Below are 14587 nucleotides of genomic sequence, written 5' to 3'. Positions count from 1 at the left end.
CCGGGTTAGTTTAATGTGAAATTTGAAATGAGCAGGAAGATACCGGCTGAAAGGAGCGCCGCGCACGGCACAGTAATCACCCAGGCGGCCGCGATTGTCATAAGATGAGATCGGCGAACCAGCTTTTTCCGTTTGGAAATTGCTTTATCTTCCGCTGTTCCCGGCAAGTTACTTTCCGGATGGATTTTGTTTTTTCGGATTTCGCTGCGAAGACGTTGCGCCCGTCTTTCGGTTATCCATTCCCGAAAAAAGCCAACGCCAAAAACGGCACCCACGGCAATATGAGTGGAGCTCACAGGCAGTCCCAAAGCAGAGGCGATAAGAACTGTAATGCCAGCCGACAGTGCGACGCAAAAAGCGCGCATCGGGTTCATCTTGGTGATTTGCTCACCAACGGTACGAATAAGTTTGGGTCCGAAAAGGAAAAGCCCGGCGCTGATGCCCACGGCCCCGATAACCATGACCCATAGTGGAATACCGACCTTGCCCGATATCTCACCACTAACAGATGCGTCAACAATAGCCGCCAACGGGCCAACCGCATTGGCGACATCGTTTGCACCATGGGCAAAGCTCAAGAGCGCGGCGGCCAAAATCAAAGGGATTGTGAACAGGGTTCTGACGGATTTATTCCGGTTTTCCATACCGACCGCGGCTTTTGCAATGATCGGGCGAACGATCAAATAGGTGGCGACAAGAACTCCCAGCGCCAACCCGCAAATGACAAGAAAATCGGGCTTCCAGATCCGTTTCAGGCCCTTCATGATCAAATAGGAAGAAAATACAGCGGCCATGATTGCAACAAGGATTGGAACCCATCTTTTCGACGCCGCGACTTTGTCTTCTTGATAAATGATGTTGTATTTTATGATTGCCAGAAAGAAAGCGGCGATCACGCCACCCATGACCGGCGAAATAACCCAGCTTGCAGCAATCTTGTACATGGTCGGCCAATTGACGATGCCAAAGCCAGCGGCGGCAATACCTGCCCCCATAACGCCGCCTACGACAGCATGTGTGGTGCTGACAGGGGCGCCAACCCATGTTGCAATATTAACCCACGCGGCGGCCGCAAATAGAGCAGACATCATCGCCCAGATGAAGATCTGGCTGTTATCCACGCCCGCAGGATCGATGATCCCTTTTTTAATGGTAGAAACCACATCGCCACCGGCCAGAATAGCACCTGCAGCTTCAAAAATAGCAGCAATTATCAGCGCGCCAAACATCGACAGAGCTTTTGAACCGACGGCCGGCCCCACATTATTGGCAACGTCATTGGCACCAATATTCAGGGCCATATATCCGCCAATGATCGCCGCGATGATAATCAGGGTCGAATGTTCACCCGTTCCAATGATACTTGCGGCAAACAGCCAGACGCCCAGTAAGAATAAAAGGGCAATCGCAAGCGATTTATATGTTTGGGTTGCTTGAAGCGTTTGTGTCTCGATCTGAACAATGCGTTCTAGATCTTTATCCAGCGTCTTTTTAACCACGGGCCCGCCTATCGACTGTCTCGGATTTGTCATTATTCGCAATTGGCAGAGTATTAGAAAGAAAGCTCCAGAAAGGCAATGGAAGAATTATAATTTTGAATTATAAGTTATACTTTCTGTAAATATGAGTTTTGTAGTATATTTTTTCTTAAATCATAAAGATTCACAGAAATTTATACGTTAAAATGAGTGTTGGAATGGATCGCCTTGATCGAAAGATTCTAAATATTGCCCAGAAAGATGGTCGAATTGCGTATGCGGAGATCGGTAGACAAGTTGGTTTGTCGATAACGGCCGTAAAGGATCGACTGGATAAACTGTCGTCAAAAGGTGTCTTGCAGCATTATTCGGTTGTTGTTGCCCCGCAGAATGTGGGCTATTCGGTTTTGGCATATGTCTTTGTGGCAATTGACGATGTGCAATCCTTTGAAGGTTTTGAAAAATCAATGATCGAGATCCCGTATGTTCAGGAGTGCCACCATGTTACGGGGAACTTCAATTATTCACTCAAGGTTCTGGCAAGAGATCTGGATCATTTGGAGGACCTGTTAATTACGCGGATTAAGATGCCGGGGATCGTGAGCCGAACAGAAACAACCGTGGTTTTGTCGAGTGTAAAGAACACTGGTTTTGTCGATTGTGTCTCTGCTGAAGTGGAATGAGTCTTATTCTCTCTCTCTCTCTCTTCCGTCTGCCTTTCAAGGAGAACTGAATGTCGCATTGGCGGTGGTGAAAATCGAGACTTGTGAGACTGTACCGGACTACAGGCTCTATGAGGGGCCGGTTTTGCGGGTCTTTCATATGTAAATGACAAAGGGGTCCGTTAAACGGGTGCTGGTGCGGCGCAAAAGTCCGATCACAAATTCTCATCTTTATTAAATTTTTGTATCAACCGTAATTATTGCCTTGTTTGGCGCGTCGCCGTTGGTTAGCCTACCTCTCTAATTTTCAGAAAATCGTAAAATTTATAGCAGTGAAGGGGCGCCGCATTGCTAGTCAAGGAGTAAAGAATGAAGATTTTGCCACAAATCAAAGAGATTCACGAAGAAATGACAGAATGGCGCCACAGGATTCATATGCATCCTGAGACAGCGTTCGAAGAATATCAAACTTCTGATTTTGTGGCAGAAAAACTGGAAAGTTTTGGCATTGAGGTCCACCGCGGACTGGCGAAAACAGGGGTTGTCGGGACGTTGAAGTCCGGTTCCGGTAACCGGGCGATTGGCCTTCGGGCGGATATGGATGCATTGGATTTGCAAGAGCTGAACGAGTTTGCTCATCGCTCTCAAGTGGACGGTAAAATGCATGGCTGTGGGCATGACGGGCACACGGTTATGCTGCTCGGAGCCGCTAAATACCTGTCTGAGACAAAGAATTTTGATGGTACGGTTCAGTTTATCTTCCAACCTGCTGAAGAAAATGTTGCTGGTGGACGGGTCATGATCAGTGATGGCCTGTTTGAAAAATTCCCGGTTGATAGTGTTTATGGCATGCATAATATGCCCGGTTTCAATGTCGGGGAATTTGCCGTGCGCAAAGGACCGATGATGGCTTCTGCTGATTTCTTTGAAGCAAGAATAACGGGCGTTGGCGGGCATGGCGCATTTCCACATTTGACTGTGGATCCGGTCACGGTCGCCTGTGACGTAGTCAGCGGCTGGCAAAAAATTGTAAGCCGGAATGTTGATCCATTGAAATCCGCAGTCATTACAGTTGGCGAAATTCACGGCGGCCATACGACAAATGTTATACCCGAGGATGTCGTAATCCGGGGTACCACGCGGGCGTTTGATCTGGAAGTCCAGAACATGATTGAACGTCGGATGGCGCAAGTGCTTGACGGCATTTGTGCAGCACATGGTGCAACTGCAGAATTTGAATATGATCGTCGATATGCGCCGACCATAAATACACCAGACGAGACGGATGAGGCGATTGCAGCTGCACAGGAGCTGGTGGGTGAGGCCTGTGTTGATACGGATGTCGTTCCCGTCATGGGCGCTGAGGATTTTTCCTGGATGCTACAGGAGCGCCCCGGTTGTTACATCATGATTGCAAATGGAGCCGGAGAAGGCAGCTGTCATGTGCATAACCCTAATTATGATTTCAACGATACAATTCTGCCACTTGGTGCCAGTTACTGGGCACGTTTGACAGAACGCGTTCTACCTAAGGAAGCAGCATAGTCTTTCAGGAAACAGTGGCTGGTCAAATCTCAGCGGAAATATGGGTATTTTCGGCGTGATGGTGAACACAAAACTGTGAGTTATCGATTTGCAATCGTCGTTTTGTGTTCCTAAATCGAGTATACTGACCTTCTAATGTTCAGGAGTATTTGTTCTTAATGAGTGTACAGGTAAAATTTTGGGGTGTGCGAGGTTCGATTGCGACGCCTTCTGCTGATCATATGAAATATGGCGGTAATACCTCGTGCGTCGAATTGGTTCTCAATGATCGAATTATTATTTTCGATGCGGGGACGGGCGTCCGCATGCTTGGTAACTGCTTGATTAACCGCGGCATTAAAGATTACCTATTTCTTCAATCTCACACTCATTGGGATCATATTAATGGTTTCCCGTTTTTTGCTCCTGTCTATCGGGAAGATGTGAATATTGAAATTCACGCGGGGCATCTGGCTCATTCCTGTGGCATTCATCAGGTCTTATCCTCTCAGATGTGTCAGCCCACTTTTCCGGTTCCGTTTGCCGAATTAGCCGCAAATATTAGTTTCCGCGACTTTCAGGCAGGAGAATCGTTTTCTCTTGGCGACGGTATCAATGTGCGCACGGCTCCTTTGAACCACCCCGATGGTGGTACAGGGTATCGGGTTGAGTATGAAGGCGTCTCTGTCTGTTATGTTACAGATACGGAGCATGTGCCTGGTCGAACCGATGAAAATGTTGCGGGATTAATCGAAGGGGCGGATCTGGTTATTTATGACAGCACCTATACAGATGAAGAATATCCACAATTTGCCGGCTGGGGACATTCGACCTGGCAGGAAGGTGTTCGGCTCTGCCGGGCTGGAAATGTAAAACAAATGGTTATATTCCATCATGATCCTTCCCATGATGATGCGTTTATGGATAAGGTCGCGGAAGACGCGAGAAAAGAATGGGACGGTACCATCGTTGCAAAAGAAGGCCTGTCTTTAGAACTTAGTAAAAGTGAAAAGCCTGCGCTCATAACAATGGCATGCTAATAAGCTGCAGAGCTTTGAGATACGGTCGTTTCGAGCACTGACCTTTTAAATTCCGTAACAATCGGAAAGTTTGTTTTCTGTTTCAGGAAAACCAGGAATTCTTTTCTTTTTACAGGACATCCGACCACAGGGATCGATACCAGTCTTTGGTCATGCTTGACTTCTTCCGGAGACAGAAATGCAAATCCTTGCAGGTTTGCAACGGCTTCTTGTATGAGCCGCTGGTTATCATAAGTTTTTATCAGAAGTTCTGGCCATTCACTCGTTTTCAGGATCTGTTGATCCACTGCGTTTCCGCCAATTTCACTACTATTTACAAGAAAATTACTGGCTTTAAGGTCGTTCAGGGTCAATTCCGCGCGGGTTGCGAAGGGATGTTCCCTGGAAAAAGTTACGGTCATGTCTTCCTGACCGATTTCAAGACAATCGATATTGGGACTTCTTATCTCTGATTGTGAAATCCCGATATCAGATTGCCTTTCTTCAAGATTCTGCTGAATTGTACGTTCGTTGCAAATCGTCACAGAAATTTCAATATTGGGGCTGTTCTGCCGAAAATTCTCTGTAAGGGGGAAAATCCGGTGTGGAAGATCACTGGAAATGGTCAGGCGGGCTGATTTCTTTGTCTTAATGGATGTCAGAAGTGTATTCGCTTCTTTTTCCAATGAAAAATACTGGGATGAAAGATTGTGAAGAAGGGCGCCTGCCTTTGTCAAAGTAATCGAATGACCCTTGCGATCAAAAAGCGGAATTTTATATTTTTTCTCTAATGCCTGAATTTGAAGTGTGACAGCAGGTTGCGTAATTCCTAGTGATTTGGCTGCAGCGGTGATACGGCCGTGCTCGGCGACAGCGTGAAAGGCTTTTAGCTGTGCATGGTTCATTGCAGGATATATTTCCGTTATACAAAATAATGTTGTTCAGCAGAAGTTAGCTGAAATGGCAAAAATTGAAAAGCCAGCCTAATACTTTCAAAGTAACTGTTAATTGTATATCATGAAAAAATAAATCATTAAGATGGTGTTTGTCAGCAGCTTCTTACTGATTTTCTTAGGCAGGCTTTGCAATTCATGAAAATGATGCGAAAAAGGGATATTGGCAAGAACGCCAGAAAAAACAAAAAAAAAGAGGTATCGTATGTCAGTGACGCTCCATGTCGTGCGACACGGCGAGGCTGCAAGTAGTTGGGATAAAGATCCGGATCCCGGGCTGAGCGAATTGGGACACCAGCAGGCGGAACAGGCCTTTCAGGAAATTCAGGCGATGACCGGGGGCCCTAGGAAACTGATTAGCAGCCCATTGAAAAGAGCGCAGGAAACAGCTAGTCCTTTTCGGGCCTCTTGGAAGCGCACAATTGAAATTGTTCCGGCGATTGCAGAAATACCGTCAGCTCATGTTCCATTTTCAGGCAGACGGGCTTGGCTGTCAGAAATTATGAAAGGGTCGTGGTCCGAGCAGGAAGAGGTTCTTTTGCGTTGGCGGCAACGAATTATCGATTACCTTTCCGGCCAGATCGAGGATGCCGTTCTGTTTTCACATTTTATGGTGATCAATGCACTGGTTGGAGAATTGGAACAAAAGGACCAGATTCTGGTCTTTAAGCCGGATAATGGGTCAATAACGTCAATTTCAGTTAATGATGGTCAGTTGTCGTTGATTGAGAGAGGGCGTGAGGCTATTACAGTTGTCAGTTAAATAGAATTGATTGGCTTTACCTTAGGTAAGGCCAGGGTCGGGAACAGAAAATGATCGAGAAACGAACCTCCTCTGAAGAGGACACCTCTCATGAATATCGTGTAGAGGCACAAATAGGACACTTATTGCGCCGCGCGCATCAGCGGGCCAGTTCTATTTTTCAAAGTCATTTTGGGGATGTTCAATTAACCCCGACGCAATTTGCGGCTCTTGCAAAACTCAAGGATGAAAAAGAGTTGTCGCAAAATCATCTGGGGCGCCTGACAGCGATGGATCCCGCGACTATTCAAGGTGTGACGCGGCGGTTGATTGACCGGGGATTGGTTCAAACGCGTGCGGATGACAATGATAAGAGGCGAATGCTCCTTCGGTTGACCGAAGAAGGGGAAAGACTTACCGATAGCCTTTTCGATACAGCCGCTTTGGTGACTCGAAAAACTTTAGCTTCCCTAAATGATGAAGAACAGCGTAAAATATTAGAACTGCTGTCTAAGTTGGCATAATACAAGGGTTTACAAGTGTCCGATTTTGATCTGTCCGGGTTCACAATTATCGTTGTTGACGACAATTCCTACATGGTTTCCTTGATTAAATCCACGCTTCTGGGGTTGGGCGTTGGAACTGTAAAAACATTTGGCGAAGCTAAGGACGCGATCGAGTTTCTGAAACTTGTGAAAGAAAATCCAGTCAAAGCCGGTGCTATGCAGGTAGATTTTATCGTTTCTAACTGGCAGATGGCTCCGATTGACGGTCTTATGTTCTTAAGATGGGTTCGAACTCACAAGGAAAGCTTTAACCGGTTTATACCGTTTTTGATGGTGACAGGTTTCGGCGATAAGGAAAAAGTCGAAGAGGCGAGGGATTTGGGCGTCAGTGAAGTGATGGCCAAACCGTTTTCCGTTAATAGCGTTGCTGAAAAGGTAATGCAGATTATTACCAGTCAACGGCAATTTGTTCAAAACCAGACGTATTTTGGACCTGATCGCAGGCGAAAAAACTTACCGTTTAAAGGTGACGATAAGCGTCTTTTGAATGAAAAAAGCCCAGAAGTTAAGATTATTTACGAATAGGAGCCATCGTGGAAAAACCGCAAGTCAGTGTCAGGTTTTACCGTATTCGAAACCGCTTGTTGGAAAAAGCAGGGGGGATAGGTGCAACGGCGGAAAATATCTCATTCCCTCCCGAATTGATTGAAGAAACGGAAGCCCAGTTTCAGGAAGTAATTTCCGATTATCCTGATTGGGTTCAAGGGACCTTGAACAAAATGACGGCTCTTGTCGAAGTCTGTGTGAATTTTCCGGACAAACGGGTAAATTCCTATCGCAAAATTCAGGAAATTGCCCATGAAATGAAGGGGCAGGGGGGCACTTTTGGCTATCCACTCGTTTCCACTTTCGGCGATAGTTTATATGACTTCACCGGCTCAAATGCGGGTGTCTCGGATAACCATGTTCAAATCATTAAGGCGCATACGGATGCAATGAAGGCGACGATTAATGGGCGCATACATGGGGACGGTGGTCAGGTGGGCATCGAACTCAAAGCCATGTTGTCGGCGGCTATCAAACGTTTTCAATAGCCGCCGATCTCTATTAACTGCCGTAGACCAGATTGGGCAGCCACAGAGAAATTTCTGGAATATAGGTAACCAGCATCAAGAAAACCAACATCAGAAGAATGAACGGTAATGTACCCTGGATTACCTCTTTGATTGGTGCCTTGGTAATAGAGGTCAGAACAAAGAGGTTCAACCCAACTGGTGGTGTCAACAAACCCAGTTCCAGATTGACCGTGACAACTACAGCAAAGTGAACAGGGTCAATCCCTAATGGTTTCAAGAGTGGAAGAACCAAGGGAACCACCACCAGTAGCACGGCAAAATTCTCTAGAAACATTCCCAGAAAAATCATGAGAACATTGATGAGCAACAAGAACTGCCATCCGTCAATATCATACTCGATCACCATATTGGTGAGCGATTGCGTAAAGCCTGACCCTGTAATCCAGTGACCAAAGGCTAAAGCCATCATGATAATAAAGACAATAGTGCCTGCCCGCTTGATGGCCTCAGCAATGGTGGGGATTACCTCCTGTGGTGTGCATCCTTTATAGAAGAAGACACTGATCAGGATGGCCACCAGGGCTGATAAAGCCGCAGCCTCTGTTACGGTTACAAATCCACCATAAATGCCGCCCAAAACAATAACGGGCAAAGAAAGCGCCGGCAGTGCCCTTACATTCACACGGATAAACTCATCACGTGGCAACCGGACCCCCCTCTCGTATTTTTTCTTGCGGGTGTAGTAGAGGCTCCATGCAATAAAAAGACCTGCTTGCAACAGGCCCGGCACAACGCCTGCCAGAAATAGTCTGGGAACCGATTGTTCGGCAATGATGGCATAGACAATGAACGCCATGCTGGGCGGAATAAGGATGCCCAATGTTCCCGAAGAACCGACGATCCCGACTGCAAATTTGCGTTCGTAATTTCGCTCCATCATCGCAGGAACCAAAATTGTCCCCATGGCCATAGCCGTCGCGACGGAGGAACCGCAGATGGCGGCAAAGATAGCCGTGGCAACAACGCAAACTATCGCAATGCCCCCTTGTGCGCTGCCAACCCAGGCATAGGCGCAGTCGACGAGTGCTTTTGCGACGCCACCTTTTTGCATAAAGGTCGCTGCCATAACAAAAAACGGGATCGCAAGGAAGGTGATTGAATTAAGATGATCGACGATCAGTTGGGGCATGCCAATTAACGGAACGCCCTCATGATAAAAAAGCAGGATGCTCATCACACCCAAAGCAAGAAAAATGGGCATGCCTGTCGCCAGAAGCGCAAACAGGCCCGTAAATACAGATGGGAAAAACATGGTAATCTCCGTTCAGGCCGGTTAGTCAGCGTTTTCCAGATCAACTTCTGTCGTTGTCATGGTCGCGATGTCGAAAGTGAAAATATAGCTAAACAGCCGATGGGTATAATGGAGCAGCATCAAGCCGAAAGCGGCCGGTACAAAGGCGTAATAAAGGTAGACCGGGAATTGCAGGGAGCTGTCGCTTCTTTCATCCAGCCGATACGCAAAATCAACGATGCCAAAGCCGCGTTCCATGATGATGTAGCAAACCCCCATACCGAGAAGGCAAAAGGCGATTTCCATATACCGTTGCTGGTTTGCCGGGATCATGCGCAAGAAAAAATCGGCATGTACATGCCTGTTTTCAGAAACAAGAAGTCCGCCAGAAAGCATCACAGATGCCGTGATAAGATAGATAACGACTTCGGAGGTCCAGTCAGGTAACGAACTTGGAAAATAATATCGCATAAACATTTCCCAGACTGCGAGGATAAGCGAAATTGTTGCGAGTGTTGCCATTAGAAAATGTTCAATTTTTTTTATGATTTTCATTGCATAAGCCATTGGACTTCCCCTGCCTATAACGGGAAAGCAGGTTCCTGCTTTCCCGTAAGTGCATACGTAACGATATTATAAAGAGGATTTGATCGCCTTTTGGACACGGTCCGCGAAGCTCGGGTCAATCCGGAGTTCCTTAATGACATCCGCCTGAATAGGCATGAGCCGGGAGCGGAGTTTTTCAACATCTGTTGCTGAGGCATCGACGACAATAATACCATTTTTGATGGCTTCTGCCCGTGCATCTGCATCCCGTTGGGCTGTGAATTCCCGTTGTGGGTCCACGGCTTTCTCCCATGTTGTTTCCACAAGTGCCTGCAGATCAGCAGGAAGAGAATCCCAAAGCTGGCGATTAATCATTGGAACATACTGGTGAAAGGCATGCTGATCGACATACGCGTATTTAATGCCAGAATCCCAGAGTTTTGCACTGCGAACGGATTCAAACGCGGTCATCACACCATCAACCATACCGGTTTGCAGAGCCTGTGGCACATCGGGCCAAGAGATTTTAACCGCATTGGCACCAAGAGCTTCATACCGACGGGCATGCGCAGCACTACCGGCAATGCGGATCCGCTGAGATTTGTATCCGTCAGGACCAGAAATTTTCTGGCTTTTCATAAAGGTGATCGCCCCGCCAATATCAATGAAACGGCCAACGATTTTAACATTCAGTTTTTCTTCAACTTTATTACGCAGTTCGTTCCCAATCTCGCCGTCCATTACGGCATAACTGACTTGACGATCATGGCCAAAGAACATGGGAAGGAAGATCACACCGAAGTCAGGAATGAATTTTGTTAGATGCCAGGTGCCGGGCACACCCATGTCGAGCGTTCCTTGGGCCAATGCTGTCGGGACGGATGAGCCTTTGAATTTTGATGCTCCTTCAAAGACATTGATTTTTAGGCGTCCGTTGGACTGTTCGTTTAGCGCATCAGCCCATTTTTTGACACTGATGTTACGGATGTGATTTGGGCCGGTTTCAAGTGAAACATCAATTTTATATGTTTCTGCAGCGGCTGCCGTGCTTGCTAGCATAACCCCCGCTGAGAGAGCGGCAATTGATTTAAGTAGAATACGTCTTGATGTCATAATGTCCTCCTAGTTTAACCCTGTTAGTAGTGTGACCGTTTATGGTTTTTAGTTTACGGTTGATGGCACTTCGCGGCGTCTTAGATGCGAAGCAATATGACGGACTGGCTCATTCTCAAAGTTCAGTAGACGGGTATAGAATTCGTCTGTTTGTTCTGGTGAGAGGAGTGAGGCCGCACATTCTGAAAATTTCTGATACAGTTCATTTTCACCCATTGGATGATGAATAGTGCCAACAGGGTGAGATATGATTTTTTCGAAAACATCCCCCTGCTTTGTTGTAATTCTGGTCTCAGCCGGTATGTCCCAAATACCGGTCCCAAAATCTGATTGGGGCCCGGCGCTGTTCATTCTGATTTTCGGTAAAAACGCCTTTACTTCAGGACGTCGAACCGCCGAAGGTGTGAAATCTGAAAGTGACATTTTGCCGTTCAGGGCAACTAAAGCTGCACAATAGGGCATGGAAAACCGGGCCTCGTTTTCATTCTCAGGATTATCAAAACGAAGATTTTTGACGTTGGAGTCCGGTATGGTCGTTTCGATATAGTCAATCTGATGAGGGTCGAGATCATTTTCCTGACGAAGTTGAAAAATGGCATCCAATGTCCGGTGCGCACTGGCGCAGCATGGCCACCTTTTCTGAGCCAACCCGGCCTCAATTATAGCAAGCTGGCCCGACGGCGCATTCGTCGGGGTTTGCGAGGCGTGATGAAGACTGATGAAACCCCAAGGCCCGTGAAACGGATCTTCGTTTGCATTAACGCCTGCTGCGGCGAGCCGGGCGGCCGTAATTCCAGCGCGCGCAGCCAAGCCAGCATGCAATGGTTTTGCCATGCTTCCAAACTGCAATTTGGATCCGCTCGCCATACTGGTGGCGAGACTGACGGCGCCCAGCGCACTTTGGTCATCTAGTGTAAGAACCCGTACGCAGGCCGCTGCGGCCCCGATTGTTCCGATCGTCGAGGTCGCATGCCAACCGGCTGCATAATGCGCCGGGATCATGAAACGACCAAGCCACGCCTGCACCTCCAGCCCGACAATATAGGCATCAAGAAGTTGGTTACCCGACGCACCCACCTCTTCTCCTAAAGAAAGAAGGGAAGGTACGAGAACGGCAGATGCGTGGGTAACCGCAGGGAGAAAGTTGTCATCATAATCCAGAGCGTGAGCGGCGGTGCCATTTAGTAAGGCAGCACTTTCAGCGGACAAGGTTTCGGTGCGACCGATGGCCGAGCAGGCCCCTTGACCACTATATTTAACGGCCTTGAAAACTGTTTGGGTGGCAATGTCATCACAGGCCGCAAGCATGCAGGCGATTGTGTCGATAAATGCAGCCTTCGCGCGTTCCTTCGCCATTGGGTCGGTAATGATGGGCGACTCTGAAATCCAGTTTGCGATGGATCGTGCCGAGTCGAAGCCGGGTAACAAATCAACCATGAGCCCCTCCATCATGAACCAGTTCTCCGACCAGGTTTTGGATGAAGCTGTCGCACAATGAAAGCTGCTCTAATTCGATAAATTCGTCTGCCTGATGAGCCTGCGCTATGTCGCCAGGACCACAGACGACAGTTTCAAAACCGGCGGCCTTAAACAGTCCGGCTTCGGTGCCGTAATTCACAGCGATATCATCGTTCGAGCCAGAAAGTCGCCGGGCAAGTTGGACAACTTCAGCATCGTCCGGAATTGTGAACGCTGGATAATCGACGATTTTTTGGCAGGATGCACCTGCCCGATCGGCTTCTTTCGCCATTAAAGGATGCGTGCGTGTTTCGATGAAATGAGGCAGGCCATCGGTAAACAAGCGATGGTCGCACCCAGGCGGATAGCGGCATTCCACATCAAACTGACAATGCTCGGCAACAATATTGACAGCTTTCCCGCCTTGAATCATTCCGATATTGATGGTGGGATGGGGATAGGCAAACCGGGTGTCGTCGGTTTTTTCTTCCTTAAGAATTTTTTCAATACGGCTGATCTCGTTGATGACCTGCCCTGCATATGAAATTGCATTGATGCCGCCCGGTGATAATGAAGAATGCATGGCGGTCCCGTTAAAAGAACAGCGGTAGACCTGCTTGCCCGTATGGGCTGTCACGGCTTTCATGGCAGACGGTTCGCCGACGATACAGCCGCCGATTTGTATGTTCTTTGCCAGCAGGTCCTCAATCATAGGACGAACGCCCGTGCACCCAATCTCTTCATCATAGGAAAGGACAATTGCGACAGGGCGTTTCAGTTCCCTCTCAGTGAGGGCTGGCAACGCGCTTAACACAGATGCAATGAAGCCCTTCATGTCACACGTTCCACGGCCATAGGCCCTGTTATTTTTAATTGAAAGGGAAAAGGGGTCTACGGTCCAATCCTGACCGTCAACAGGGACAATATCCGTGTGCCCTGACAGTGCCACAGCAGGTTTGTCGGTTGGGCCGATTACTGCGTATAGATTTGCTTTTTGGTCTGACGCATCTTTTATGATCGTTGCTTCAATACCATAGGTTGAAAGGAGATTGTGAACATAGTCAATCAATTGGAGATTAGATTTGTAACTGGTCGTATCAAAGGAAACCAGATCCTTAAGAATTGATAGAGTTACGCTTGAATTGTGTCTGGTCATTTTTTGTTATCCAATTGAATGGTCGACTTTTTCCCTAAACTATGGATAGAATATTTAATTAATTAGTTTTATGGAATTTAGTAACTCTGTTTTTGTGTTTAGATAAACTAATGGTGAGCCGGTGGCTGAGTCTCTACCCCCCCTAAATGCGTTGCGTTCGTTCGAAATGGCCGGACGGCATTTGAATATTGCCCGAGCGGCACAAGAATTAGGGGTGTCCTCTGGTGCGATCAGTCAGCAGGTGCATGCGCTGGAAAAATGGATTGGCTGTCGTTTATTCCAACGCAGTAACCGGGGGCTGTCTTTCACAGAGGCCGGTCAACTGTATTTTGAAGCAATCTCAAAGGCGATGGATGAAATTCGGGGTGCCACCCGTTCGGTGGGACGGCCTGAGATCCGGAAAAACCTGATCATCTCGGTAACGGCATCTTTTGCGATGAAGTTTCTACTCCCTCGGCTAACCGACTTTCGTTCCTTGTGGCCCGATTTGGATATTTCTGTATCAACAGTCGAATTAGTGAATGAATTCAATCCTTCCGATGGTGATGTGGGCATTCGGTATGGGCATGCCCATCAGGCTAATATGTGGACACGAGAAATCCTACGGGACGAACTTATGCTGGTGGCCTCCGCTACTTTGCAGGGAGTGGATGGTCGCCCGCTGTCGCTTGAAAACTTTACCGATTTTCCGTTGCTCATGGATAAACACCCTTCTGTTATTCAGGATTATCCCTCCTGGCAGGAGTTTTTGAAAAATCAGGGTGTTGAGGATACAAGCCATTTGAACTTGAGAGAATTCTCTCAGCAGTGGATGGTCATTGAAGCGGCGATAAATGGTGAAGGTGTTGCTCTTGCCAAAAAGTGTCTGGTGCATACTGATATTGCATCAGGAAAACTGGTTGCCATTGGTGCTCAGCAGTTATCCCTCAATTCCGGGTACTATTTACTGACACTTCCGGAAAATGCGAACGATCCTATTATAAAAAGTTTTTATCGTTGGATCGAGAAAACAGTCGCAGCTTTGTAAGTTGAAAGCCCACCAAATTACGGCGGGCTTTCAAAC

The 14587-nt window shown here is 47.5% G+C and carries 15 protein-coding genes; 8 read left to right on the top strand and 7 right to left on the bottom strand.

What is annotated here, in order from left to right; translation table 11 throughout:
* Positions 1–5 precede the first annotated feature (5 nt).
* A complete protein-coding gene (locus tag OIR97_RS13510; protein WP_219821508.1) occupies positions 6–1499 on the bottom strand; it encodes an inorganic phosphate transporter in 1494 nt (497 codons plus the stop codon).
* Between the two features lie 197 nt (positions 1500–1696).
* On the opposite strand from OIR97_RS13510, the gene OIR97_RS13505 reads away from it, so the two are divergent.
* From OIR97_RS13505 to OIR97_RS13495, 3 genes are all read left to right on the top strand, one after another.
* Complete coding sequence (locus tag OIR97_RS13505) at positions 1697–2161, top strand: Lrp/AsnC family transcriptional regulator (RefSeq protein ID WP_169542793.1); 465 nt, start codon at positions 1697–1699, stop codon at positions 2159–2161.
* Positions 2162–2509: 348 nt separating this feature from the next.
* Entirely contained in the window at positions 2510–3685 is a 1176-nt protein-coding gene (locus OIR97_RS13500; RefSeq protein ID WP_169542792.1) for a M20 aminoacylase family protein, read from the top strand.
* Positions 3686–3843: 158 nt separating this feature from the next.
* Positions 3844–4704, top strand: a complete 861-nt coding sequence (locus tag OIR97_RS13495; protein WP_169542791.1) for an MBL fold metallo-hydrolase — start codon at positions 3844–3846, stop codon at positions 4702–4704.
* Here OIR97_RS13495 and OIR97_RS13490 read toward each other — a convergent pair.
* Entirely contained in the window at positions 4701–5588 is an 888-nt protein-coding gene (locus tag OIR97_RS13490) for a LysR family transcriptional regulator (RefSeq protein ID WP_169542790.1), read from the bottom strand. The two genes, OIR97_RS13495 and OIR97_RS13490, sit on opposite strands and share 4 nt — an antisense overlap.
* A 253-nt stretch (positions 5589–5841) precedes the next feature.
* Between OIR97_RS13490 and OIR97_RS13485 the strand changes: the two genes are divergently transcribed.
* The 4 genes from OIR97_RS13485 to OIR97_RS13470 are packed head-to-tail and all read left to right on the top strand — an operon-like array spanning position 5842 to position 7978.
* Complete coding sequence (locus tag OIR97_RS13485) at positions 5842–6399, top strand: histidine phosphatase family protein (RefSeq protein ID WP_169542789.1); 558 nt, start codon at positions 5842–5844, stop codon at positions 6397–6399.
* A gap of 50 nt (positions 6400–6449) precedes the next feature.
* Positions 6450–6902, top strand: a complete 453-nt coding sequence (locus tag OIR97_RS13480; protein WP_169542788.1) for a MarR family winged helix-turn-helix transcriptional regulator — start codon at positions 6450–6452, stop codon at positions 6900–6902.
* A 15-nt stretch (positions 6903–6917) separates the two neighbouring features.
* Positions 6918–7469 carry a response regulator gene (locus OIR97_RS13475; RefSeq protein ID WP_169542787.1) on the top strand — a complete coding sequence of 184 codons (552 nt, stop codon included), beginning with the start codon at positions 6918–6920 and terminating at the stop codon, positions 7467–7469.
* Positions 7470–7477: 8 nt separating this feature from the next.
* Positions 7478–7978 carry a hypothetical protein gene (locus tag OIR97_RS13470; protein WP_169542786.1) on the top strand — a complete coding sequence of 167 codons (501 nt, stop codon included), beginning with the start codon at positions 7478–7480 and terminating at the stop codon, positions 7976–7978.
* A 13-nt stretch (positions 7979–7991) separates the two neighbouring features.
* Here the strand turns inward: OIR97_RS13470 and OIR97_RS13465 are convergent, their stop codons facing one another.
* From OIR97_RS13465 to argE, 5 genes are all read right to left on the bottom strand, one after another.
* A complete protein-coding gene (locus OIR97_RS13465) occupies positions 7992–9272 on the bottom strand; it encodes a TRAP transporter large permease (protein ID WP_169542785.1) in 1281 nt (426 codons plus the stop codon).
* 21 nt (positions 9273–9293) lie between these two features.
* Positions 9294–9818, bottom strand: coding sequence for a TRAP transporter small permease (locus tag OIR97_RS13460; RefSeq protein ID WP_169542784.1), 525 nt, complete (start codon positions 9816–9818; stop codon positions 9294–9296).
* Positions 9819–9884: 66 nt separating this feature from the next.
* Positions 9885–10910, bottom strand: coding sequence for a TRAP transporter substrate-binding protein DctP (dctP, locus tag OIR97_RS13455; RefSeq protein WP_169542783.1), 1026 nt, complete (start codon positions 10908–10910; stop codon positions 9885–9887).
* Positions 10911–10958: 48 nt separating this feature from the next.
* Complete coding sequence (locus OIR97_RS13450; protein WP_169542782.1) at positions 10959–12347, bottom strand: MmgE/PrpD family protein; 1389 nt, start codon at positions 12345–12347, stop codon at positions 10959–10961.
* On the bottom strand, positions 12340–13524 hold the full coding sequence (argE, locus tag OIR97_RS13445; protein WP_169542781.1) for an acetylornithine deacetylase: 1185 nt from the start codon (positions 13522–13524) through the stop codon (positions 12340–12342). The genes OIR97_RS13450 and argE overlap by 8 nt, the downstream gene beginning before the upstream one ends.
* Positions 13525–13645: 121 nt before the next feature.
* Here argE and OIR97_RS13440 point away from each other — a divergent pair, with 121 nt between their 5' ends.
* Complete coding sequence (locus OIR97_RS13440) at positions 13646–14551, top strand: LysR substrate-binding domain-containing protein (RefSeq protein ID WP_169542780.1); 906 nt, start codon at positions 13646–13648, stop codon at positions 14549–14551.
* The last annotated feature ends 36 nt before the right edge of the window (positions 14552–14587 follow it).

It is taken from the genome of Sneathiella aquimaris, assembly GCF_026409565.1.
GTDB classification, from domain to species: Bacteria; Pseudomonadota; Alphaproteobacteria; order Sneathiellales; family Sneathiellaceae; genus Sneathiella; species Sneathiella aquimaris.
The sequence above is the reverse complement of the archived record's forward strand: the minus strand, read 5'-3'. Positions and strand labels throughout refer to the sequence as shown.